This window comes from Snodgrassella sp. ESL0324 (assembly GCF_013344955.1).
Lineage (GTDB): Bacteria > Pseudomonadota > Gammaproteobacteria > Burkholderiales > Neisseriaceae > Snodgrassella > Snodgrassella alvi.
Window position 1 is genome coordinate 377,431 of the sequence record NZ_JAAEDS010000014.1, and the last position, 21,990, is coordinate 399,420.

Consider the following 21,990-nt stretch of genomic DNA (forward strand, 5'->3'; position numbering starts at 1 on the left):
TGGTTAAGTCCTACATTAAATTTAACCCAAATGTATATCGTCTGATCCTGCTTATCTGACTACTAACGGATTTTCAGGGAAGCTAAACCAACCAGTACCAGAATCATGGTAATAATCCAGAAACGTACTACAACCTGAGTTTCTTTCCAGCCTTTTTGTTCAAAATGATGATGAATCGGTGCCATCAGAAAAATACGTTTACGCCGTAATTTATATGAACCTACCTGCAGCATGACAGACATTGCCTCAACAACAAATAAGCCGCCCATAATTACCAGCACAATTTCCTGACGCACAATCACAGCTATCGTACCCAAAGCTGCACCTAAAGCCAGCGCACCGACATCCCCCATAAATACCTGTGCCGGATAAGCATTAAACCACAGGAATCCCAGGCAAGAACCACAAATAGCGGCGCAGAAAATCATAACTTCATTCGCACCGGGGACATGCGGCAGCTGCAGATAATGAGCAAATTCAGCATGACCGCTGACATAAGCAAAAATTGACAGACCGGCAGCAACCAGCACAATAGGAAAAGCAGCCAGCCCGTCCAGTCCGTCAGTCAGATTTACTGCATTAGAAGTACCGACAATGACAAAATACGTCAGAATAACAAAACCAATGCCACCCAGCGGGTAAGTAATTTCCTTGAAAAAAGGTACAATAAAAGTATTTGTAGAGCTTAAGTGTGCCACATAAAACAGCACCAGACCGGCTACCAGAGCCACTACAGACTGCCAGATCATTTTAAATCTGGCTGAAACCCCGTGCGGATCTTTGTAAACTACCTTTTTCCAGTCATCATAAAAACCCAGAGCTCCGGTACTCAGCATAACCAGCAAAAGTATCCAGATATAAATGTTGGCCAGATTAGCCCATAATAATGTTGTAACAGTGATAGCCAGTAAAATAAGTGTACCGCCCATAGTTGGTGTACCGGTTTTCACCAGATGGGTTTTGGGACCGTCATCGCGAACAGCCTGCCCTACTTTGAGCTGAGTTAATTTGCGAATCATCCACGGACCGAATGCCAGACTCAGCCCCATGGAAGTCAGTGCCGCCATTACGGCACGAAAAGTAGTGTATTGAAATAAATGGAAACCATTTATCCAATAGTGAAAAATTTCTGCTAACCACAACAGCATGGTTGTTTTCCCTTGTCACAGCCAAAGCCATAACCGTTATTAAATAATTTATTGCTATATGAATGATGCATAATCACCCAGATAGCCTGAGCCGGATAAAAACGGCTATTTTAAGTCGTTCAGCACTACTTGACGAGAGTTAGCAATAATTTATTTCTGTGTTATTGCTTGTACTACATCTTCCATATGCATAAACCTTGAACCTTTTACCAGAATGGTAGCTGTCTGCTGATCCCATGCACGTAAATCATCAATTAGTTTGTTTCGATCCGTATAAAATGCATCTGGTACACCATAAGCTTCTGCTGCAAACCGTGCTTCGTCACCAATAAAAAATGCCGCATCAATACCGCGTGCCCGTATATAAGCACCTACCTCTGCATGCAGAGCAGAAGCATTAGTGCCTAGCTCACCAATAGCACCCATCACAATAATTCGTGGCGCAGGAAAAGCCGCCAGAACATCGATAGCTGCCTTAAATGCATCCGGGTTAGCATTATAAGTGTCATCAATTACCAAAGCGCCATGCACACTGCGCTTTTGTTGCAATCTGCCTTTAGCATTCTCAAATGAATTCAATCCCTGTAATGCTGCCAAGGGCAAGCCGGCACTCAGAGCAAGTGCACAGGCGGCCACAGCATTATGTACCATATGCAATCCCGGCACCGGGATTTGTAAATTAACCACTCCTTGCGGGCTGCACAAATCAAAACTGATACTTAATGGCTGCAGTACAATATTGCTGGCATATACATCACCCTGTTCTGTACCAAAGCGGACACATTGCTTACCTTGCAAAGCTGAAATATAAATATCTGACTGATCATCATCAGTAGGAACAAAACCAGTTCCATTCGCATTCAGACCCTGATAAATTTCACTTTTAGCGCGGGCAATATCAGCAACATCTGAGAAGCCGCAGCCGATATGAGCACGCAGTGCGTTATTAACCAGAGCATAGTCCGGTTTAGTCAGACCAGTTAAATAACTCAGTTCTCCGGTATGATTCATACCCATTTCAATCACAGCATAGCGATGCTGCGGCTTTAACTGTAATAATGTCAGCGGTAAACCAATATGATTATTAAAATTACCGGCAGTAGCCAGAACCGCACTAGTACCTGCATGATGCCGCAAAATTGCAGCCAGCATTTCTTTTACCGTGGTTTTACCGGCTGAACCGGTAATACCAAACACCTGCAATGCCGGATTGACCTGCATTCGCCATGTCTTTGCCAGCTCTCCCAACGCTTTTTCTGTGTCTGCAACTACCAGACATTTCGCCTTATTTTGCCACTCTGTGCGACTGACAATACACAACTGTGCTCCCTGAGCAAGTACTTCATCAACAAAATCATGACCATCAAAGCGTTCACCCTGAATGGCTACAAATACATCACCAGGCTGAATCTGACGACTATCAATAACTACCCGTGTGACCGGCTGATTATTATCAGGTAACACTTGTCCAAAAGTCTGATAAATAAAATTAAGATCCAAATTTGGCATATTATTAAGCAATTACAAAATTTTAGACTCGCTGTTGCAAAGCTGACCGTGCTATTTCAAAGTCTGAAAAATGCTGTTTCTGACCACCGATATCCTGATAGGTTTCATGACCTTTTCCTGCAATAAGAACGATATCGTCAACTGCTGCATGATTTACAGCATAATTAATCGCAGTTTTACGGTCTGCTTCTACCAGCGCCGGTTCAGCAACAGCCGGCAAAATATCATTAATAATTGCCTGCGGATTTTCTGTACGCGGATTATCGCTGGTTACGACAACATAATCCGCTCCTGCAGCGGCTGCGGCACCCATTAATGGTCTTTTACCTGCATCACGGTCTCCGCCACAGCCAAAAACACACCACAAATGCGCTCCGTCAGGTTTAATTTCCTGCAAAGTCGATAATGCTTTTTCCAGTGCATCCGGTGTATGAGCATAATCAACCACCACTAGCGGCTGATTACTTCCCATCAGACAATCCATACGTCCGGTAGCAGGATTAATCTGCGGCCAGACAGCAATTACCTCATTAAAAGTAAAACCATTAGCACACAATACACCTATACAGGCTGCCAGATTCTGAGCATTAAACCGACCCAGTAAACGTGTATGTACTACTTCGTTTCCCCACGGCGTACGCAAATGCACCTGCATACCACTTGCTGAAGCGTGAAACTGACTAATATGAATATCTGCATCAGCATGAAAACCATAAGCCAGTACAGTTAACTGCGGACAATCACGGCATAAATCCTGCCATAACCGATAGCCGAACTCATCATCAATATTAATAATGGCGTGTTTCAGCCCCTGCCAGTAAAACAATGAAGCCTTGCAATCACCGTAACTTTGCATGCTATGATGATAATCCAGATGATCCCGGGTCAGATTGGTAAAAACAGCACTTGTAAAAGGGACACCAACGACACGGCTCTGATCCAGACCATGACTGGACACTTCCATGGCAACGGCTGCAGCATTATCTTCAGCAAAATCACGTAACCATGTCTGATTGGATACCGCATCCATAGTAGTATTGGTAGTATCATGCAGCTGTTGCCAGTATCCATTCCCTACCGTACCCATAATGGCACATTTTTTGCCAAGAATATCTGAAGCCTGCGCCAGCCATTGTGACACTGACGTTTTACCATTAGTTCCGGTTACTCCCCAGACATTCAGCTTTCTGCCCGGATAGTCATAACAGGCAGCAGCCACCAGTCCGGCACGCTGACGTAAATCTTTTACAGCCTCATTCGCTACTTTCCAGCCGGTCTGCCATACAAACTGACCATCATCATCCCAGAAAACAAATTCTGCACCATTATCAATAGCAGCCTGTATAAAATCACGGCCATCACTATACTCACCCTGACAGGCTACAAATACATCTCCGGGCTGCACCTTTCTGCTATCCACCCGCAGTGTACGACCGGCAATCAGCCGGCTTGTTTCAGCACTTAAATGATATTCAGGCAAAATTTTTTTCAGGGAAAACATAATACTGTCGATTCAAACATTTTTATCGGGTACAAACAGACAGACAATCTGTGCAAACACACAGATTGTCTTCAGATTAATGCGTTTCAGAATGTGGCGCGGATTTTACCGGTCTGCTCGGAGAAACACCAAGCACATTCAGAGTACCAACCATTACATCATGGAATACCGGACCGGCAACCGGTCCTCCGTAATAACCGTTAGTAGTAGGATTCTGAATATTGACTGCCACAATAACTCGCGGATTGTCTGCCGGTGCAAAGCCAATAAATGTAGCCATATGCTTGGAATCAGAATAGTGTCCGTCGACCAGCATTCGCGCAGTACCTGTTTTAGCGGCTACATCATACCCGTCAATTGCCCCCTGCAAACCGGTACCACCGGGCTGCGTTACAGCAATCATCATATGGCGTACTGCCTTTGCAGTCTTTGGCTGGATAATCTGCTCACCCTGCGGGGCGCTGTTCAGCTTAAGAAAACTCACTGGCAGTAGCGCACCGTCATTGGTAAAGATAGTATATGCCCGTGCCAGCTGGAGCAGACTCATCTGTATACCATAACCAAAAGACATAGTAGCCTGCTCAATCGGCCGCCAGTTATGCCAGTCACGTACTACTCCCGGTGTTTCACCCGGAAAACCGGAATGCATCCGATGTCCGAAACCGACAGAAGTATACATGTTGTACATTTCTTCGGGCGTAAACATTGCAGAAATTTTACTTGTACCAACATTAGATGATTTCTGAATAATGCCGCCCACATCCAGATAAGGATAATTATGCGTGTCCCGTACTGTCGCCGGTCCGATTTTATACGGTAAAGTATTAAAACCGCTTCCTGGTTTGATTTTTCCGCTATCCAGCCCTTTTGCAATGGTAAACGGCTTCATCGCACTACCCGGTTCAATCATATCAGTTACCGCACGGTTACGGCGTGCATCACTATCGGTGGCACCCGGATTATTAGGGTCATATCCCGGTGAATTTACCAGAGCAAGAATTTCACCGGTTTTACCATCCAGAACCACAACTGAACCGGCTGATGCAGTGTGATACTGCATTGCTTTATTTAACGATTCATATGCAATTGACTGAATCCGCTGATCCAGAGACAGCACCATATCCGTACCATTCTGAGGAAGACGGTTACGCGGAGAATCCAGACTATCAACAATATTACCTTTATTGTCGCGCAAAACAACTTTAGCACCATCAATACCATGCAGACTGTCTTCACGCGATAATTCCAGTCCTTCCTGCCCCTTACCGTCAATATTAGTAAAACCGATAATATGGGAAAAAATCGGTCCCATCGGATAATGGCGTTTACTTTCATGCTGAAAGGCAAGACCTTTAATATTCAGCGCAGCAACTTTTTCTGCAATCTCCGGCGACAATTGTCTTTTCAGATAAATGAAGTCTTTATTACGGCTAAGGCGGCTTTTAATGGTTGCCGCCGGTACATCAATTAATGCAGATAACTGTTGAATCTGAGTATCTGTCGGCATCTGCTCCATGGCAGAGGGTACAGCATATAAAGAATCTGCGGGTGCACTGATGGCCAGTGCGGCTCCGTTGCGGTCAGTAATTGTGCCACGGGTAGCAGTAAGCGGCAGAGTACGGACAAAACGCTGATCACCCTGCTCTTTCAGAAATTCATGTTTCTCAGTCTGCAAGTAGATACCACGTCCGATTAGCATAGCAAAAGCTATAGCCAGAGCACCTAATACCAATACAATCCGCCCGTTAGTGGTTACAGGCTTAGCCTGTTTTACCTCACGGGGCAGCATGCGTGGCTTATAATCGTTTTTAATTAACATAGTAGTTTGTTCCACTGCCGGAAATACTGCCTGAAGCAGTACTCCATTAATCCCTGACCCTTCACTTCATTACTTAACCGGGCGCGGCGCAGCCAGCATCTGCGTTTCAGCCAATGACGGCGAATGCAGATTCTGCCGGGCTGAAGCATCCTGAATCAACTGATGATTAGATAGCTTTGCCTGCGCTAACTTTAAGCGACTAAAGTCTTCGTTCAAAAGACTTTCCCCTTTTTGCGCTTTATCCAGCGCAATAAAAAACTGACGCGAACGATCCTGTACTGTTACAACAGCAAAAGCTGAAGCCAGTACCAATATAAGCAAAATAATGTTGATTTTATTCATAATTAATCAACTATTAGTCTTTATTTAATAACTGCGTTCTGCTACCCGTAATACTGCTGAACGGGCTCGCGGATTAACTTCAATTTCTGCCGGAGCAGGTTTTTGCGCCTTGCCTATCAGGCGCAACGGCGGCTGCTCACGTTCTGCTTCTTTAACTACTGCCCAGCGCGGTAAAGGAGCCGGCTTGCTGTGCTGCTGCATAAATCTTTTTACAATCCGGTCTTCCAGTGAATGAAATGAAATCACCGCCATCCGTCCGCCGGCAACCAGACATTCCATCACTTGCGGCAGTACCACAGTTATTTCTTCCAGTTCACGGTTAATAAAGATGCGAATGGCCTGGAAGGTACGTGTGGCCGGATCCTGTCCGCGTTCACGAGTACGGACGACCTGTGCGACGAGGCGCGCCAGCTGGCCGGTTGTGGTAATCGGGCTTTGTTCCCGCTGCGCCACAATTGTCCGTGCAATCTGGCGACTAAACCGCTCTTCACCATAATTTTTAATTACCTCGTGTATATCCTGCTCTTCTGCCACAGCCAGCCATTGGGCTGCTGACTGTCCGCGCGTAGTATCCATACGCATATCCAGCGGTGCATCAAAGCGGAAGCTGAAACCGCGACCTGCATCATCAATCTGAGGAGAGGAAATACCCAGATCAAATAAGGCGCCATTTATCCGGCTGATACCCAGCTGTTGTAACGACCGCTTTAATGCAGAAAAACCTTCATGTACAACCTGTACCCGTGCATCCTGCCTTGCCAGTTCCTGTGCTACAGCAATCGCCTGCGGATCCTTATCAAAAACAACCAGCCGCCCGTCTTTCCCGAGCTGAGACAGAATCAAACGCGAATGGCCGCCACGGCCAAAAGTTCCGTCAACATACACGCCAGCCGGCTGTACCTGTAAACCGGCAACTGCTTCATTCAGTAAAACGGTAACATGACCGCCATTATTTATCTGTTCACTCATAATTGCAGTTGAGTCTTACCCAACTCTGCCGCCAGCATATCTTCATCCATATCCAGTGCAGCATTATTCTGTTCTTCCCATAGCGCCCTGCCCCACACTTCAATGCGGTTGGCACGACCCACAACATAAACTTCACGTTCAAAATTCACCAGACGGCGCAAATGTGCCGGTAGCAATACTCTGCCGGCACTGTCTAAATCCAAAGTATCCGCATTATGCAACAGTAAATTCTGATAAGCCTGCAATACTCTGTTGCCTGCCACAGGAAGCTGTAACAGCTGAGCTTCCACACTGCGCCATGATGACTCGGGATACAGTAACAAATGTGTGCGCTTTTCCAGTGTGGCAACCAGTACCGGAGTGAAATGACGCGCCAGCAAATCACGAAACTTGGCCGGAATCGCCAATCGTCCTTTACTGTCTATACTTAATTCATACGCGCCGCCAAACACTGTTCAGCTCCTATTCAATATAACGGGATTATCCCCCACTTCACCACACCTTTACACACTTATTCACACTATAAGGCAATTTTGCATACAGGGTCAATGTAATCCAGTCAAATTCCGAAGCCGAATAAAAGCAATCTAAAATACAAAAATATATTTAAATCAAATCATTATTTTACTAATCATCCAATCCAGTCCCTATGTGCCTTTTCAGATACTTGACCAGGGTCAACATAAGCCAAAATCAGCGTTTATAATGACCATCTTCTTTACAATTTCCATCATCTATCCTATGGATAATTTACCCACTCCTGAAAAAGCCGCATTAATCAGTTCGCAGAAATTGTCTGAACTTATTCAGCAGAAAATCCGGCAGCAAAATAACTGGCTTTCTTTTGCCGACTACATGCAAATGGCACTGTATACGCCTGACTATGGTTATTACACCGGCGGAGCACAAAAATTCGGTCGTGATGGCGACTTTATTACTGCACCTGTTCTGACTCCTTTGTTCGGGCAGACGCTGGCGCATCAATTAGATGCACTATTGCCACAAACAGCAGGCAATATTTATGAATTCGGTGCCGGAACCGGTCATCTGGCAGCATCTGTTTTGCCAGCTCTGCACAGCCAGTACTTTCAGCACTATTACATTATTGAACTTTCTGCAGAACTGGCGCAGCGTCAGAGAGAATATATTCAGACTCATGCACCTGATCAGATACATAAAGTTACACACCTGACTCAGTTACCTGAACAGTTTGACGGTATCCTGATAGGCAACGAAGTTCTGGATGCCATGCCTGTTCCTGTCTATCGCCGTCAGGCAAATCAGATAACAGTAATGGGCGTTAGCTGGCTGGATAACCAGTTTGTCTGGCAGGATAAACCTGCTAGCAGCGCAGCAATACAACAGGTCATGGAAACTTTCCCTGATACAGCAGAACCTTATCAGTCTGAGCTGCATCCGCAACAATATGCCTTTGTAGCAACACTGGCACAAAAGCTGAAACGCGGAGCAATGATATGGATTGATTATGGTTTTGACGCAGCACAGTATTATCATGTTCAGCGCCATCAGGGTACGTTAATCGGACACTACCGGCATCATACCGTCCATGATCCGTTCTTTTATCCCGGACTCACTGACTTAACCGCTCATGTTAATTTCACCCGTATTGCTGATGCCGGCATTGATAATCATCTGGACTTAATTGGTTATACCAATCAGGCAACATTTCTGCTTAATCTGGGTATAACCGAATTACTCGCAAAAACCGGCAAACCGGAAGAAAATGCATACATTCAGACTGCATCAGCCTGTCATACCCTGCTGGATGCACATGAAATGGGCGAATTATTTAAAGTCATCGCATTTGGAAAAGATATTGACGTAGACTGGCAGGGATTCATGTATGGGGATTTGTGTCACAAATTATAGATAATTTAAATTACAAATAAGTTTTATTTGTAAGTAAATAATAATTAATTATGTTTATCAAACAAGATACTATTATATGATGGACTTGATGAAATATCTGCTGATAGCAAGCTGTATCTGCCTGTCAGATATCATTCAGAGAACTGGATAAGAAGTAATAAATCAATAAAAATAATCTGGATATTGTTTTTATTCATTACTTACTGCACCCAATCAGGAATCAGATAATCAAAAGGAACAATCAATGTCATTATTATTATCTCCTATAACCATTGGTAATTTAAATCTGAAAAACCGGGTAGTTATGGCACCAATGTGCATGTATGAAGTAAAAAAGGAAGACGGCATCGTTACACCTTTTCATTTTGCACATTATGGCGCACGTGCCATTGCCAATGTCGGTCTGATTATTATAGAAGCCACTGCCGTACAGCCGGACGGACGGATTACCAAACACGATTTAGGTTTATGGGATGATAGTCAGACAGAAAAATTCTCTCAGCTGGTTGATTCACTACATTATCTGAACAGCAAAGTAGGTGTGCAGCTGGCACATGCCGGACGCAAAGCTTCAGATGCATTGCAGCCGGTTGCACCCAGTGCTATTCCTTTTAATAGCAGCTCGAAAACGCCAAAAGCATTGAGTAAACCGGAAATCACACAAATCAAAGAAGATTTTATTGCTGCAGCCAGACGAGCCCGGCAAGCCGGTGTGGATGTAATTGAAATCCATGCTGCACATGGTTATTTAATCAGTGAATTTCTTTCACCGCTGAGCAATCAGCGTACCGATGAATATGGCGGTTCTTTAGTGAATCGTTATCGTTTGCTGCACGAAATTACTCTCGAAATGCGTGCAGTATTTTCCGGTTCATTATGGGTACGCATGTCTCTATCCGACTATGATAAAACCGGTCAGCAAAACAGTATTGCCGACTGGCAGGAAATATGTCAGTGGCTAGAACGTGACGGCATAGATGTTATCGATGTATCCACCGGAGGTGTTATGGATTACGCTCCGGATATCCCGGTGCATGGCGGTTATCAGACACCTTTTGCGACTGCCATGAAGCAAGTAGTCAATATTCCGGTAGCGACCGTTGGCCTGCTGGACAGCCCTGATCTGGCTGAATATATTTTACAAACCGGTCAGGCAGATTTGATTATGGAAGGAAGGGTGTTATTACGTAATACCAACTGGTTAACCGAAGCAGCCCAGCTGCTGCATGATCATAATTATCAGCCTTTTAATAACTCTTATCAGCGCGGACTAATTAAATAAAAATTTTTATTAGCCGGCAAACAAACAGGCCAGACTTTCACGTCCGGCCTGTGTTCATTAGTCAATATTATTCCGTCTCTGTTGCCACCTGCACTGATTGCGGCTGCAGGCAGGCCAGATATTCTGGCTGCATCTGTACCAGAAATCCACGCTTACCCCCATTAATATAAATCAGTGGCAAAGAATAAATACTTTTTTCAATATACACCGGTAATCCGGCCTTGTTGCCAAAAGGACTGGTTCCACCAACCAGATAACCAGTCCATTTATTAGCCTGCTGAGGGCTGGCTGGTTCTATATGCTTCATACTCAGTTCACGTGCCAGCTGACGGGTAGATATATGCCGGTCGCCATGCATCAGCACAATCAAACCTTGCTTATGCTCATTTTGCAGCACAATGGTTTTAATCACTGCATGCTCGTCTACGCCCAGCGCTAATGCTGACTGTGCTGTTCCGCCATGCTCAACATAAGCATACTCACGCGGTTCAAACGGTATCTGGTGAGCACGCAAAAAACGGATAGCAGGAGTAACCGGAAATTTACTTTTACTCATCAATTATTCTCATCAACTCAGGCAAAGATAAAGGATTATTATTTTACTACTTAGTGAAAAATGATGGTTATCATATAGCGATATCTCGATAGATTCAGAAGATAGTATTGATATAAAAAGGCATTGCTTATATTCTTTTGCTGTCTGTTTTTTTCAGGCCAGTATTGCCCGGCCACAAAATAAATTCTTGCAGTAACAAATAACATTGTAGCTCAGGCTATTTCCACAAGAACCAGTATATGGGTATTGAATTTTATGAGTATTAAATTTTACGAGAGCGGTAACCGCCTGGCAGAAGCCACCATTGTTAACGGCCTGATATTTCTTGCAGGACAAGTTCCGACTAATGAAGATGCCGACATCACTGCGCAAACTGCCAATGTTCTGGCACAGATAGATACTATTCTGGAAGCATGTGGCAGTGATAAGCAGCATATTTGTGAAGCTGTAATTTACCTGAACAATATGCAGGAATATGAAGGCATGAATCAGGCATGGGATAACTGGGTTACACCAGGAAGAGCGCCGGCACGAGCCTGTATACAGGCTGCTCTGGCTAACTCAAACTGGAAAGTAGAAATCAAACTAACAGCTGTACAAAAAGAAATCCTTTAAAGCACTGAACCCGCGTTAAACGCGGGTTCAGTAATTGCTGATTCAGTACAGCTTAGCTGCGATAATCGGCATTAATCGTCACATACTCTCTGGATAAATCACAAGTGTAAATCTTTGCCCGTGCTTCCGCACGTGCCAGATCAATGGTTACTGTAATTTCATTCTGTGCCATTACCTGCTGACCAGCCTCTTCTGTATAGCTGGCAACCCGTCCTCCATTTTCTGCCACCAGCACTTCACCCAGATATACCTTAATTGCTGCCACATCCAAATCAGCAATACCTGCATAACCGATTGCGCATAAAATACGCCCCAGATTCGGGTCACTGGCATAAAAAGCTGTTTTTACCAATGGTGAACGGGCAACAGCATAGCCTACCTGTCTGGCCTCTGCTTCAGTCAGAGCATTGCGTACATCAATAGTAATAAACTTGGTTGCGCCCTCACCGTCACGTACAATCGCCTGTGCCAGTTCCAGTGCCAGATCAGCCAGTACAGTTTTGACGGCTAAGTAATCTTTTCCGGCTACTGACTCTATCCGCCCCAGCTGAGACTTACCTGTGGCTACCACCACAAAACTGTCATTAGTAGAAGTATCTCCGTCAACAGTAATCGCATTAAAAGATGTGGCTGCTACTTCAGCTACCATTTGCTGCAACAATGGCTGGGCTATAGCCGCATCAGTAAACACAAATCCGAGCATAGTAGCCATATTCGGATGAATCATGCCGGAACCTTTGGCAATACCGGTGAAACGTACTTTATGCCCGTCAATATAAACCGTACGGCTGGCCATTTTAGGAACAGTATCCGTAGTCATAATGGCAGCAGCAGCCCGCGGCCAGTGTACAACTTTCACTTTCGGCAAAGCGGCCACAATTTTATCTACCGGCAAGGGTTCGAGAATCACACCGGTAGAAAACGGTAAAACCTCTGATGCACTGCAACCAATCTGCTGTGCAACCTTGTCACATATCAACTGCGCATCATCCAGCCCTTGTTTGCCTGTACCGGCATTGGCATTACCTGTATTGATTACCAGTGCACGCACTCCGGCGTCTGTAGCCAGATGCTGTTTAGCAATCTGCACCGGTGCAGCACAAAAACGGTTTTGGGTAAATACAGCGCCGATACTGTTTATCCCGTTAAGCACAATAAGCGTTAAATCATCGTGTTCCGGTTTTTTGATTCCGGCCTGTCCAACAAATACCTGCACGCCGTCAATGGCTAAAATCTGCTCATCACCAGGCACGGACAAATTAACTGCCATTACTATTCTCCTTTAATCAATATATCAGCTTATTTTTTTCAGCAATAGAAAGTGCTCATCATTATTCCGGCTGAAATTTGCGTTTAGTCAGCACGCGCCAGATAAACATCACATAACCGGACAAACTATAGAGCAGGAAAAAGGCAAACAGTACTACTGATGGTTCCCATGTCACTACCAGTAAGCCAATAACAGCCAGAATCATTACAAAAAAAGGTACTTTACGATAAGCATTGATTTCCTTGAATGACCAGAAAGGTATCTGAACCACCATGGATAAACCGCCAAACAGAGTAATAATCAGGCATAGCCAGTCTACATGAGGTAAACCCTGAAAAGTATGGCTTACCCAGATTAAGCCGATTACCAGTGCAGCTGCCGTCGGGCTGGGAATTCCGATAAACCATTTCTTACTGACTTTACCAATCAGAGTATTGAACAATGCCAGCCGCAAGGCCGCACAGGCACAATAAATAAATGCTACCGAATAACCGATTTTACCAAAATGAAATAACTGCCATTTATACGCAATCAAGGCTGGTGCCACCCCGAAACTTACCATATCAGCCAGACTGTCAAGCTGTTCACCAAAAGCACTCTGACTGTTAGTCAGACGGGCAACCCGCCCGTCCATACCGTCCAGCAGCATAGAAATAAATACCGCAATCGCTGCAACTTCATAATGACCATGCATCGACTGAGTAATGGCATAAAAAGCGGCAAACAGTGCCGCCAGCGTAAATGCATTAGGCAGCAAGTAAATACTGTTATCTCGCAGCCGGCGGCGCCGGTTCGGACGATGGGGGCGATTTGGTTTAATTACATCATTTTTTTCTTGAGTCATATTCAGCTAAATCCTCAACAGGCAATATTAATATTCATCCTGTTTATTATGTTGTGCATATTTCATACCTGCCATTTCTATCATAGCTGTACGTAAATCATCCAGTCCGCTGCCATCCTGTACCGATATATAAACAGCCTGCGGACGACCATGTATATCACGCACAATCCCCTGCATTCTTTGTTCAGCAGACAATTTATCAATTTTATTATAAATAATCAGCTGAGGTATGTTTTCTGCATCAATTTCCTGTAATACCGTATTCACAGCATCTATTTGCCGCTCAAATTCCGGATGGGTAATATCCACCACATGCAGCAGCACATCAGCCAGCGCAGTTTCCTCCAGCGTCGCCGCAAAAGCAGCTACCAGTCCGTGCGGTAAATCGCGAATAAAACCCACAGTATCGGATAATAAAACACTGGTCTGGTCATTCAGATACAAACGGCGCACTGTATTATCCAGGGTGGCAAACAGCTGGTCTTCTGCCATAACCTGAGCTTTGGTTAAACGGTTAAACAGACTGGATTTGCCTACATTGGTATAGCCCACCAGCGCAAAGGCCGGCAGTGTACCCTGATACCGGCTTTTACGCTGAGTTGCCCGCTGCCGGCGCACCTGCTGCAATTGCTGGCGCAGACGGGTAATTTTCTGCCTGATCAGACGGCGGTCAGTTTCCAGACGTGTCTCACCCGGGCCGCGTAAACCGATACCGCCTCTCTGGCTCTGCAAATGACCATAACCACGCACCAGCCGGCTGGATAAATGAACCAGCTGAGCCAGCTCCACCTGCAAGCGCCCCTCCTGACTTTGTGCACGGCGGGCAAAGATAGCGAGAATCAGACCAACCCGATCCAATACCCGGCACTGGAGCAGCCTTTCAAGATTACGCTCCTGCGTAGGCGTCAGCGCATGGTTAAAGACCACCAGATCAATTCCGGCTTCAGCTACTGTTTGTGCCAGTTCTTCTGCTTTGCCTTTACCCACAAACAATGCACTGTCCGGCTGCTGACGTTTACACGGAACAACTTCCACTAAATCTGCTCCGGTAGCACGTACCAGCTCCTCAGCTTCAGCCAGTGCCGACTCAAACAGTACTGTCCGGCGCCCGGCAGCAACCGGAAAATCCTTATCCAGCAATACCCCTACCAGCAGCACCCGCTCTGGCTGCTGCTCAGATAAATTGGTCTTATCGAATCTGCTCATCATTTACCGGTTTGAACGACAACAGGCTGCCTGACCTTATAAAGGGCAAACAGCCTGTATAACAATTAATAGCCTTTATTCCTGAGACAGTACATGCCGTGCGGCAGCTGCTGCCCGATTAGCAGCTTCTGTGACCAGATTTGCATGTTCTTCAGTATTACTTTGCGGTTGAGCACTGATATCAGGAGCCTGCAATGGTAAAGTTGCCAGTACTGTACTGCTGGCACTGACCTTATCACCAATAGCCACCAGCGCAGTAGCATCTTCCGGCAAATAAACATCTACCCGCGAACCAAAGCGGATAAAACCATAGCGGTCACCGCGATGTAATAAATCATGCGCATTTACGTAGCACAGAATACGCCGTGCTACCAGACCTGCAACCTGTACAAATGTTACCGGCCGGCCGGTTTTGGTTACCGCAAGAACTGCATTACGTTCATTTTGTGCACTGGCTTTATCCAGCGCAGCGTTCAGAAAGCTGCCTTTAAAATAATCAACACGCTCCACTTTGCCATCAATAGGGCTGCGGTTAGAATGCACATTGAATACATTCATAAATACACTGATTTTAAGAGCATTCACACCACGGTACGGATCGGTAGTTTTTTCCACAACCACAATACGTCCGTCTGCCGGACTCAGCACATCTTCGGGATTTGCAGGAATATCACGTGCAGGATCACGAAAAAACTGCACCACAAATGCTGTCAGCACCCATAAAGGCAGCGACCACCATCCGCACCAGAAAAAAGTTAATATGCTCAGCACCAGACTGCCAATAATAAACGGCCAGCCTTCCTTAGCAATCAAAGGATAAGGATACACACGCGACACAAGGCTACTCCTTTACAGATGAGATACTGCGGATGAACCGCGAGCTAAAACAATGACAAAATTATAACCCGAAATCCGTACCTTAAAGCACCGTATATAACTATAAGCAGATTTCAGCATAAGAACAATATAAAAACAGTACAATTATTAAACAAAGACCAGCTGAACCATAACGGTTACCATCTCAGTACCGCAAGCTGATATCCAATAATTTCACATTGAAAACACAGTTAAATTTTATTTAAAGAGAAAAACTGCCAGCATCACCAGAGCAATTACCGCCAGCCAGAAATTCTGCTGCCGCTGTGTACGCAGCAGATGAATATAGGCATCACGCCATTCAAGCTGACGCTTTTCATCTACAAGGGCATTAAGCTTACGTGGCAGTGCAGGCAGCATTTGCGCCCAGTCCGGTGCTTCCTGCTTTAGCGTTTTCCATAGCGCTTTCAGACCAATCTGATTATGCATCCAGCGGGTGAGAAACGGTTTGGCAGTTGCCCATAAATCCAGCTGAGGATCCAGCTGTCTTCCCAGTCCCTCTATATTAAGTAATGTTTTTTGCAGCAGCACCAGCTGCGGCTGAATTTCCACATTAAAACGACGACTGGTTTCAAACAACCGCATCAGCACCATACCAAAAGAAATTTCTGCCAGCGGTTTATTGAAAATCGGTTCACATACAGCACGCACTGCTGCTTCCAGCTCCTCTACCCGCGTATCTGCCGGTACCCAGCCGGATTCCACATGCGCAGCAGCCACCCGATGATAATCACGATTGAAAAACGCCAGAAAATTAATTGCCAGATAGCGCTTATCATAATCTGTTAACGTACCGACAATACCAAAATCCAGTGCAATATACCTGCCGTCATCTGCGACCATAATATTGCCCGGATGCATATCCGCATGGAAAAAGCCGTTGTCAAATACCTGAGTAAAGAATATTTCTACCCCATAGCGTGCCAGCTGGTGCAAATCTATATTCTTTTCACGCAACTTATCGGTACTGGCAACCGGAGTACCGTCCATCCATTCAATTGTCAGCACCCGACGCGCACAATAATTATAGTAAACAGCCGGAATAATCAGCATAGTGCTTTTACTGAACTGCCGCCCGAGCAGGCTGGCATTAGCGGCTTCCCGCATCAGATCAAGCTCATCATGCAGATAATTCTTAAACTCTGCGACTACTTCGCGTGGCTTTAAGCGTTTGCCATCTGCAAACAGCCATTCTACCCAGCGCGCTCCTACAGCCATCAGAGCTAAATCCTGATCAATAACCGGCGCGATGTCAGGACGAAGAACTTTTACTGCAACCTTTTGACCGATACCACCGGCCTCATTGAATAAATAGGCTTCATGAACCTGAGCGATAGACGCACTGGCTACCGGCTGCGGATTAAAGCGGGCGTAAATTTCTGCCAGCGGCCTGCCCAGCTCAGTTTCAATCACCCGGATTGCCACATCACTGGCAAACGGCGGCACCCTGTCCTGCAGCAAGGCCAGCTCACGCGCGTAATCAGCAGGGATTAAATCCGGCCGGGTGGATAATACCTGACCAAATTTAACAAAAATCGGCCCCAGACTTTCCAAAGCCAGACGCAACCGTACCGCTGCATCCAGCTGCCGGTATTTGCGTCCGCGCGGAAGTAAACGTATCAGCCTTTGCAGCCATGACGGATGTACATGCTGCTGAACCAGATCCAGCAGACCATATACATACACCGTATGGATAATTACCCAAATTCGTTTAGGCCAACACCACATGCACGCAGCTCCGGTTTGTCCGAATAAAACGACTATTGTACGGGATTTTAACCACCTTTACCGAGCAATCGCTGCGCACAGCGGCATCACACTGTTTTAGCATTCTTTTCAGTCAGCTGTATTGCACCATCAACCTTACCCGGCATAAAGACATAAGCGCGGCCGAAGCCGGTTACAAGGCGAGCCTTTTCCAGTTGCAGACGAAACAGCATGAAATCCGGCAATTCAGACAGCACATCTACTGTATTGCCCAGTTTTGTTTTCATTGCTTGCAAAGCGGCAATGCCATCAGCTGTGTTTTTTTCAATTACCGTAACCGATATAGTATAATTCAGCCGGGCACGGGCAAAAATATTGCGTGCCGAAGCTTCATCTTCAATCAGCATCACACTGGCCTGCTCCTGTTGCTGCAAATTCTGTGTATGTGGTGCCAGACCGGATAATAAGATATACAGACAACCATCATATTCAGCAAAAGGCGCATAGCTTGCCTGAGGGGTACCATCCTGTGCTACAGTAGCCAGAACCAGAGAATTTAATTGCTGTAAACGTGTTACAGCAGCCTGAAGCTCAGCGACATTCTGTTGCTCACTCATACACTCATTCCTGTATCAGATTAACAATAACCAAAATTAATGATAATAATTTCCATCTGAAAATTCAAATTCCATTTGACCGTCATACCATTATTTATCATCGGCGAGGCATCATTATCAAACATACCGGGCACAGAAAAAAAGATGAGCACAAATAAATCATCAAATCAGAATGCCATTAAAATCAATAAAATCGGTAATGATTTACCTGTATCAGAGTATTAATAACAATATAATAAGCTTTCACAGGCCAAAAATTAGGTAAAATTACCTTTCAGCCATTATTCAGGCTGAATTTAATCAATCAGCAGTGGTTAGTTACATGGGTACTCAGCATAATCCGGCAGCCAGTCAGCCTCAGAAGCGTTCCGGTCAGTTTAAACAGCGACTGCTTAAACTGATTTTATTTTGCGGCTTCTTTATTTTATTTATTTTCCTGCTAGCCGGTCAGGACAGCAGAACTGCGGCCAATCACAAACCATGGCACCCCGATCTGACTATTGCAGCCTTTGAACCGGACGGCTCCTTTCTTGCCCTGCCCTATTCCTACGTTCAGCAGCACACACTGGCCAATACCACTTTTCTGGCTAAAAAGCCTGACGGCAGCAAACAGAAAAATGATAACGATACCTTTAGTTATAAAGTTATCGAACAAACCGCACAACAACAGCTGATACGAACCAGCCTGCGTACATCACGCAGCATTACCATTGCCACCTATCAGGCTACCGCCGGCACAGTCACACCGATAAAATCAACGGTATATGCAATAGACCAGATATCAATGGCTGCCGTTCTGGCCTTAGTCAGCGTCTTGCTCCTGCAATTGATATATCGTTTTATCCGCCGCCGTTCTTTCAGAAATAAGACAAACTAATTTCTCAGTACCATCAATTTTCTGATTCATTCCAATACAAAAAAGCCACCTGCAACAGGTGGCTGTATCTGTTATCCGGATAGCAGAATTATTCCGGCTGTATCAGCCCGTTTGTAGTCGGCACCTCCGCCACAACAGGTTGTTCAGCCTGCTGTTTTGCCAGTAATTCATGCTTTGCATCCAAATAACGCTGTATGGTCTGTACCAGCTCCTGCGTACCCTCACGCGCCAGTGCACTGATTTGAAATACCCGCGGGGTTGTCAGATCAAATTCAAACTGGTCATCCGGCTGCGGGTGATCCCAGCCAATATCTGCCAGAAACTGAGCCACACGTTCGGCACGCTCATCATCAGCCAGCATATCAATTTTATTCAACACCAGCCAACGCGGCTTATCGTGCAAAGCCTCATCATAACGGCGTAACTCTTCAATAATCGCCAGCGCCTCTGCTGCCGGTTCCACACCTTCATCGAAAGGAGCCAGATCCACCACATGCAGCAGCAAACCGGTACGCGACAAATGTTTCAGAAACCGGTGCCCCAAACCGGCACCTTCAGCAGCACCTTCAATCAAACCGGGGATATCAGCCATCACAAAACTGTGATTGTCATCACTGCGTACTACCCCCAGATTAGGATGCAGCGTCGTAAACGGATAATCAGCCACTTTTGGCCGTGCAGCCGAAATTGCACTAATCAGCGTAGATTTCCCTGCATTCGGCATACCGAGCAAACCCACATCCGCCAGTACTTTTAACTCCAGCAACAAACTGCGCGCTTCACCTTCTTCACCGGGTGTAGCCTGCTTAGGAGCACGGTTGACTGATGATTTAAAATGAATATTACCTAAGCCGCCCTTACCGCCTTTAGCCAGACATACCCTCTGACCATGATGAGTTAAATCCGCCACAACCAGTTCCGTATCAACATCACGAATCAGCGTACCTACCGGCATTCTCAACTCAATATCATCAGCCCCGCGACCATAACGGTCTGAACCATGACCTTTTTCACCGTTTTTGGCCTGATAGCGTTTAACAAAACGATATTCCACCAGAGTATTAATATTTTCATCGGCTACAGCCCAGACACTGCCGCCTCTGCCGCCATCACCGCCATCGGGGCCGCCCTTAGGCACAAATTTTTCGCGGCGGAAGCTGGCCGCACCATTGCCGCCGCGGCCGGCAACTACCTCGATTTTTGCTTCATCAATAAACTTCATATCATTCTCAGTTTGCAATATTTATGCCGGGCAACCAGTCTCAGTAATACCCTTGTGAACACCTCATAGCATGATTATAGCCAAAGTACAGAATATCTGTGCTGCCTCTTCACACCAGCTGACCTGATAACAAAAAAGCCCTGCCAGACAAGGCAGGGCTTAACATCAGTAAAAACTTACTCGTCTGCGCCGGTATACGGACGCACACTTACGGTTTTACGGTTCAGAGCGCCCTTAACGGCAAATTCCACATAACCATCCACTTTAGCGAACAGAGTGTGGTCTTTACCCATACCTACATTTTCACCTGCGTGAAAACGGGTACCGCGCTGACGAACAATAATTGAACCAGCCGGAATCAGCTCATTACCAAAGGCTTTAACGCCCAGGCGTTTGGCTTCTGAATCACGACCGTTGCGGGAGCTACCGCCTGCTTTTTTGTGTGCCATTCTGTTATTCCTTCACTCAATTAGGCAATCGCCACGATTTCAATCTGGGTAAAATTCTGGCGGTGACCCTGACGTTTCTGATAGTGTTTACGACGACGCATTTTGAAAATACGTACTTTATCGTGACGGCCATGTGCAACCACTTTAGCGGTTACTTTAGCGCCCTCAATAAAAGGCGTGCCCACTTTCACCGCTTCACCGTCAGCAATCATCAAAACTTCATTCAGTTCGATCTGGCTGTCGAGTTCTGCTGGTATCTGTTCTACTTTTAATTTTTCGCCAACGGCAACTTTATATTGTTTACCGCCGGTTTTTACGACCGCGTACATACTCAACTCCAATAGGAATTCAATTAAAAACAAAAATTAAATTTCCGCAAAAAACGGAATTCGCGATTATATCAACGCATGATTTTACTGTCAAAACAATAATAAATATCTCATGGCATATAAATATCTCATGGCATATATAGCTCAGATTAGTTAAGTCAATTAAAAATTAAGCCCTACCGAAAGCTATTTATAGTGTTGCCAGGCATATGCAAGACCCGTTACATTCACAGACTAGTCACAGCCAAAGCAAGCCCACTCAAACTATGGCATTAGATGTCTTAGATGGCGTATTAACTGCTGTCACTCAACAGTCATTAGAGGAAATAATAAAAAGCACCATGACCATTCCCTTAAATATGACAAATACCGGTTTTACCTTACCGGATAATCACCAACCAGATACTCACTATCATGATGCTTTATCGCAGCCATTACCCATGCCAAGCCCTTATTGCATGCAATTAGATGAATCTTGGAATAACGGGATTTTATCTTATAATAATCCGAAACGCATATTTAATCCTGAAACCTATCCTTCAGGCAGTTCCGGCATGATTAGTAATGCACCTGATTTTATGCAATTTATTTTAGCATAAACTTCTTCAAGTAATGCTTTAAGTTCCGGTAAATTAATGGATAAAATGGCGAAGTACTACATAACTGATTTATATTAATAATTTACCATACTCAGACTTAAGCTGAATTATTCAGTGTCATAAAATTTGCTCTCTGGTCTACCGTACAAACACGCAAAAAAACTTTACAAGTATTACAGCATAACTGTTAACCGGCTGCCAGATATACCACCATTTGTGACGAATGCACCGCTTTGAGCATAGAATTTCTGCTCCGGCTTGTGTATACACCAGCATAATTTACCTGTCCGATTCACAATTGCATCTTTATTAACCCAATCTAACTTTTCTCATTTCCCAAATGAATTTCAAGTATAATAATAC

Annotated in this window: 22 protein-coding genes; 5 read left to right on the forward strand and 17 right to left on the reverse strand. The window is 45.2% G+C overall.

Annotated features, from left to right (window positions below; genetic code table 11):
• Window positions 1-62: 62 nt before the first annotated feature.
• The 7 genes from mraY to mraZ form a co-directional block, all read right to left on the reverse strand.
• Complete coding sequence (gene mraY / locus GYY70_RS08745; protein ID WP_025331240.1) at window positions 63-1,148, reverse strand: phospho-N-acetylmuramoyl-pentapeptide-transferase; 1,086 nt, start codon at window positions 1,146-1,148, stop codon at window positions 63-65.
• Between the two features lie 150 nt (window positions 1,149-1,298).
• A complete protein-coding gene (gene murF / locus GYY70_RS08750; RefSeq protein WP_174832076.1) occupies window positions 1,299-2,657 on the reverse strand; it encodes a UDP-N-acetylmuramoyl-tripeptide--D-alanyl-D-alanine ligase in 1,359 nt (452 codons plus the stop codon).
• Between the two features lie 22 nt (window positions 2,658-2,679).
• Window positions 2,680-4,158, reverse strand: a complete 1,479-nt coding sequence (locus tag GYY70_RS08755) for a UDP-N-acetylmuramoyl-L-alanyl-D-glutamate--2,6-diaminopimelate ligase (protein ID WP_174832077.1) — start codon at window positions 4,156-4,158, stop codon at window positions 2,680-2,682.
• Between the two features lie 76 nt (window positions 4,159-4,234).
• Window positions 4,235-5,977 carry a penicillin-binding protein 2 gene (locus GYY70_RS08760; RefSeq protein ID WP_174832078.1) on the reverse strand — a complete coding sequence of 581 codons (1,743 nt, stop codon included), beginning with the start codon at window positions 5,975-5,977 and terminating at the stop codon, window positions 4,235-4,237.
• Between the two features lie 69 nt (window positions 5,978-6,046).
• The gene (gene ftsL, locus GYY70_RS08765; RefSeq protein WP_041878843.1) at window positions 6,047-6,319 is read right to left on the reverse strand and encodes a cell division protein FtsL; all 273 of its coding nucleotides are present in this window, start codon (window positions 6,317-6,319) and stop codon (window positions 6,047-6,049) included.
• A 24-nt stretch (window positions 6,320-6,343) separates the two neighbouring features.
• Entirely contained in the window at window positions 6,344-7,288 is a 945-nt protein-coding gene (gene rsmH / locus GYY70_RS08770) for a 16S rRNA (cytosine(1402)-N(4))-methyltransferase RsmH (RefSeq protein WP_174832079.1), read from the reverse strand.
• Complete coding sequence (gene mraZ / locus GYY70_RS08775; protein ID WP_025331245.1) at window positions 7,285-7,740, reverse strand: division/cell wall cluster transcriptional repressor MraZ; 456 nt, start codon at window positions 7,738-7,740, stop codon at window positions 7,285-7,287. The genes rsmH and mraZ overlap by 4 nt, the downstream gene beginning before the upstream one ends.
• Before the next feature lie 253 nt (window positions 7,741-7,993).
• Here mraZ and GYY70_RS08780 point away from each other — a divergent pair, with 253 nt between their 5' ends.
• Window positions 7,994-9,178, forward strand: coding sequence for a class I SAM-dependent methyltransferase (locus GYY70_RS08780; protein ID WP_370521170.1), 1,185 nt, complete (start codon window positions 7,994-7,996; stop codon window positions 9,176-9,178).
• A 244-nt stretch (window positions 9,179-9,422) separates the two neighbouring features.
• Entirely contained in the window at window positions 9,423-10,460 is a 1,038-nt protein-coding gene (locus GYY70_RS08785) for an NADH:flavin oxidoreductase/NADH oxidase (RefSeq protein ID WP_174832080.1), read from the forward strand.
• A 67-nt stretch (window positions 10,461-10,527) separates the two neighbouring features.
• Here GYY70_RS08785 and GYY70_RS08790 read toward each other — a convergent pair whose 3' ends face one another.
• Window positions 10,528-11,016, reverse strand: coding sequence for an aminoacyl-tRNA deacylase (locus tag GYY70_RS08790; RefSeq protein ID WP_174832081.1), 489 nt, complete (start codon window positions 11,014-11,016; stop codon window positions 10,528-10,530).
• Window positions 11,017-11,271: 255 nt separating this feature from the next.
• On the opposite strand from GYY70_RS08790, the gene GYY70_RS08795 reads away from it, so the two are divergent.
• Window positions 11,272-11,631 carry a RidA family protein gene (locus tag GYY70_RS08795; protein WP_174832082.1) on the forward strand — a complete coding sequence of 120 codons (360 nt, stop codon included), beginning with the start codon at window positions 11,272-11,274 and terminating at the stop codon, window positions 11,629-11,631.
• Window positions 11,632-11,683: 52 nt separating this feature from the next.
• Here GYY70_RS08795 and argJ read toward each other — a convergent pair whose 3' ends face one another.
• The 6 genes from argJ to GYY70_RS08825 all read right to left on the reverse strand — a co-directional run bounded on the left by argJ (window position 11,684) and on the right by GYY70_RS08825 (window position 18,151).
• Window positions 11,684-12,901, reverse strand: coding sequence for a bifunctional glutamate N-acetyltransferase/amino-acid acetyltransferase ArgJ (gene argJ, locus GYY70_RS08800; RefSeq protein WP_174832083.1), 1,218 nt, complete (start codon window positions 12,899-12,901; stop codon window positions 11,684-11,686).
• 61 nt (window positions 12,902-12,962) lie between these two features.
• The gene (pssA, locus tag GYY70_RS08805; RefSeq protein ID WP_041878862.1) at window positions 12,963-13,745 is read right to left on the reverse strand and encodes a CDP-diacylglycerol--serine O-phosphatidyltransferase; all 783 of its coding nucleotides are present in this window, start codon (window positions 13,743-13,745) and stop codon (window positions 12,963-12,965) included.
• A 27-nt stretch (window positions 13,746-13,772) separates the two neighbouring features.
• On the reverse strand, window positions 13,773-14,951 hold the full coding sequence (gene hflX, locus GYY70_RS08810) for a GTPase HflX (RefSeq protein ID WP_174832084.1): 1,179 nt from the start codon (window positions 14,949-14,951) through the stop codon (window positions 13,773-13,775).
• A 75-nt stretch (window positions 14,952-15,026) separates the two neighbouring features.
• Entirely contained in the window at window positions 15,027-15,788 is a 762-nt protein-coding gene (locus GYY70_RS08815) for a phosphatidylserine decarboxylase (protein WP_174832085.1), read from the reverse strand.
• A gap of 237 nt (window positions 15,789-16,025) precedes the next feature.
• Window positions 16,026-17,555 carry a ubiquinone biosynthesis regulatory protein kinase UbiB gene (gene ubiB / locus GYY70_RS08820; RefSeq protein ID WP_174832086.1) on the reverse strand — a complete coding sequence of 510 codons (1,530 nt, stop codon included), beginning with the start codon at window positions 17,553-17,555 and terminating at the stop codon, window positions 16,026-16,028.
• Between the two features lie 86 nt (window positions 17,556-17,641).
• Complete coding sequence (locus GYY70_RS08825; protein ID WP_174832087.1) at window positions 17,642-18,151, reverse strand: HugZ family protein; 510 nt, start codon at window positions 18,149-18,151, stop codon at window positions 17,642-17,644.
• Window positions 18,152-18,473: 322 nt separating this feature from the next.
• Here GYY70_RS08825 and GYY70_RS08830 point away from each other — a divergent pair, with 322 nt between their 5' ends.
• Window positions 18,474-19,028 (forward strand): hypothetical protein, encoded by a 555-nt coding sequence (locus tag GYY70_RS08830; RefSeq protein ID WP_174832088.1) that lies wholly within the window; start codon window positions 18,474-18,476, stop codon window positions 19,026-19,028.
• 88 nt (window positions 19,029-19,116) lie between these two features.
• On the opposite strand, the gene obgE is transcribed toward GYY70_RS08830, so the two are convergent.
• From obgE to rplU, 3 genes are all read right to left on the reverse strand, one after another.
• Window positions 19,117-20,250: a GTPase ObgE gene (obgE, locus tag GYY70_RS08835; RefSeq protein WP_174832089.1), complete on the reverse strand. Its 1,134-nt coding sequence runs from the start codon at window positions 20,248-20,250 to the stop codon at window positions 19,117-19,119.
• A 176-nt stretch (window positions 20,251-20,426) separates the two neighbouring features.
• Window positions 20,427-20,699, reverse strand: a complete 273-nt coding sequence (gene rpmA, locus GYY70_RS08840) for a 50S ribosomal protein L27 (RefSeq protein ID WP_025331257.1) — start codon at window positions 20,697-20,699, stop codon at window positions 20,427-20,429.
• A 20-nt stretch (window positions 20,700-20,719) separates the two neighbouring features.
• Window positions 20,720-21,028, reverse strand: a complete 309-nt coding sequence (gene rplU, locus GYY70_RS08845) for a 50S ribosomal protein L21 (protein ID WP_025331258.1) — start codon at window positions 21,026-21,028, stop codon at window positions 20,720-20,722.
• Between the two features lie 266 nt (window positions 21,029-21,294).
• Here rplU and GYY70_RS08850 point away from each other — a divergent pair, with 266 nt between their 5' ends.
• On the forward strand, window positions 21,295-21,627 hold the full coding sequence (locus GYY70_RS08850; RefSeq protein ID WP_174832090.1) for a serine hydrolase: 333 nt from the start codon (window positions 21,295-21,297) through the stop codon (window positions 21,625-21,627).
• The last annotated feature ends 363 nt before the right edge of the window (window positions 21,628-21,990 follow it).

What these genes read in the sequence shown, in the direction of transcription:
- mraY (WP_025331240.1), bottom strand. Translation starts at nt 1,148, where the DNA reads ATGCTGTTGTGGTTAGCAGAAATTTTTCACTATTGGATAAATGGTTTC.
- murF (WP_174832076.1), bottom strand. Translation starts at nt 2,657, where the DNA reads ATGCCAAATTTGGATCTTAATTTTATTTATCAGACTTTTGGACAAGTG.
- GYY70_RS08755 (WP_174832077.1), bottom strand. Translation starts at nt 4,158, where the DNA reads ATGTTTTCCCTGAAAAAAATTTTGCCTGAATATCATTTAAGTGCTGAA.
- GYY70_RS08760 (WP_174832078.1), bottom strand. Translation starts at nt 5,977, where the DNA reads ATGTTAATTAAAAACGATTATAAGCCACGCATGCTGCCCCGTGAGGTA.
- ftsL (WP_041878843.1), bottom strand. Translation starts at nt 6,319, where the DNA reads ATGAATAAAATCAACATTATTTTGCTTATATTGGTACTGGCTTCAGCT.
- rsmH (WP_174832079.1), bottom strand. Translation starts at nt 7,288, where the DNA reads ATGAGTGAACAGATAAATAATGGCGGTCATGTTACCGTTTTACTGAAT.
- GYY70_RS08780 (WP_370521170.1), top strand. Translation starts at nt 7,994, where the DNA reads ATGACCATCTTCTTTACAATTTCCATCATCTATCCTATGGATAATTTA.
- GYY70_RS08785 (WP_174832080.1), top strand. Translation starts at nt 9,423, where the DNA reads ATGTCATTATTATTATCTCCTATAACCATTGGTAATTTAAATCTGAAA.
- GYY70_RS08790 (WP_174832081.1), bottom strand. Translation starts at nt 11,016, where the DNA reads ATGAGTAAAAGTAAATTTCCGGTTACTCCTGCTATCCGTTTTTTGCGT.
- GYY70_RS08795 (WP_174832082.1), top strand. Translation starts at nt 11,272, where the DNA reads ATGAGTATTAAATTTTACGAGAGCGGTAACCGCCTGGCAGAAGCCACC.
- argJ (WP_174832083.1), bottom strand. Translation starts at nt 12,901, where the DNA reads ATGGCAGTTAATTTGTCCGTGCCTGGTGATGAGCAGATTTTAGCCATT.
- pssA (WP_041878862.1), bottom strand. Translation starts at nt 13,745, where the DNA reads ATGACTCAAGAAAAAAATGATGTAATTAAACCAAATCGCCCCCATCGT.
- hflX (WP_174832084.1), bottom strand. Translation starts at nt 14,951, where the DNA reads ATGAGCAGATTCGATAAGACCAATTTATCTGAGCAGCAGCCAGAGCGG.
- ubiB (WP_174832086.1), bottom strand. Translation starts at nt 17,555, where the DNA reads ATGTGGTGTTGGCCTAAACGAATTTGGGTAATTATCCATACGGTGTAT.
- GYY70_RS08825 (WP_174832087.1), bottom strand. Translation starts at nt 18,151, where the DNA reads ATGAGTGAGCAACAGAATGTCGCTGAGCTTCAGGCTGCTGTAACACGT.
- GYY70_RS08830 (WP_174832088.1), top strand. Translation starts at nt 18,474, where the DNA reads ATGGGTACTCAGCATAATCCGGCAGCCAGTCAGCCTCAGAAGCGTTCC.
- obgE (WP_174832089.1), bottom strand. Translation starts at nt 20,250, where the DNA reads ATGAAGTTTATTGATGAAGCAAAAATCGAGGTAGTTGCCGGCCGCGGC.
- rpmA (WP_025331257.1), bottom strand. Translation starts at nt 20,699, where the DNA reads ATGGCACACAAAAAAGCAGGCGGTAGCTCCCGCAACGGTCGTGATTCA.
- rplU (WP_025331258.1), bottom strand. Translation starts at nt 21,028, where the DNA reads ATGTACGCGGTCGTAAAAACCGGCGGTAAACAATATAAAGTTGCCGTT.
- GYY70_RS08850 (WP_174832090.1), top strand. Translation starts at nt 21,295, where the DNA reads ATGGCATTAGATGTCTTAGATGGCGTATTAACTGCTGTCACTCAACAG.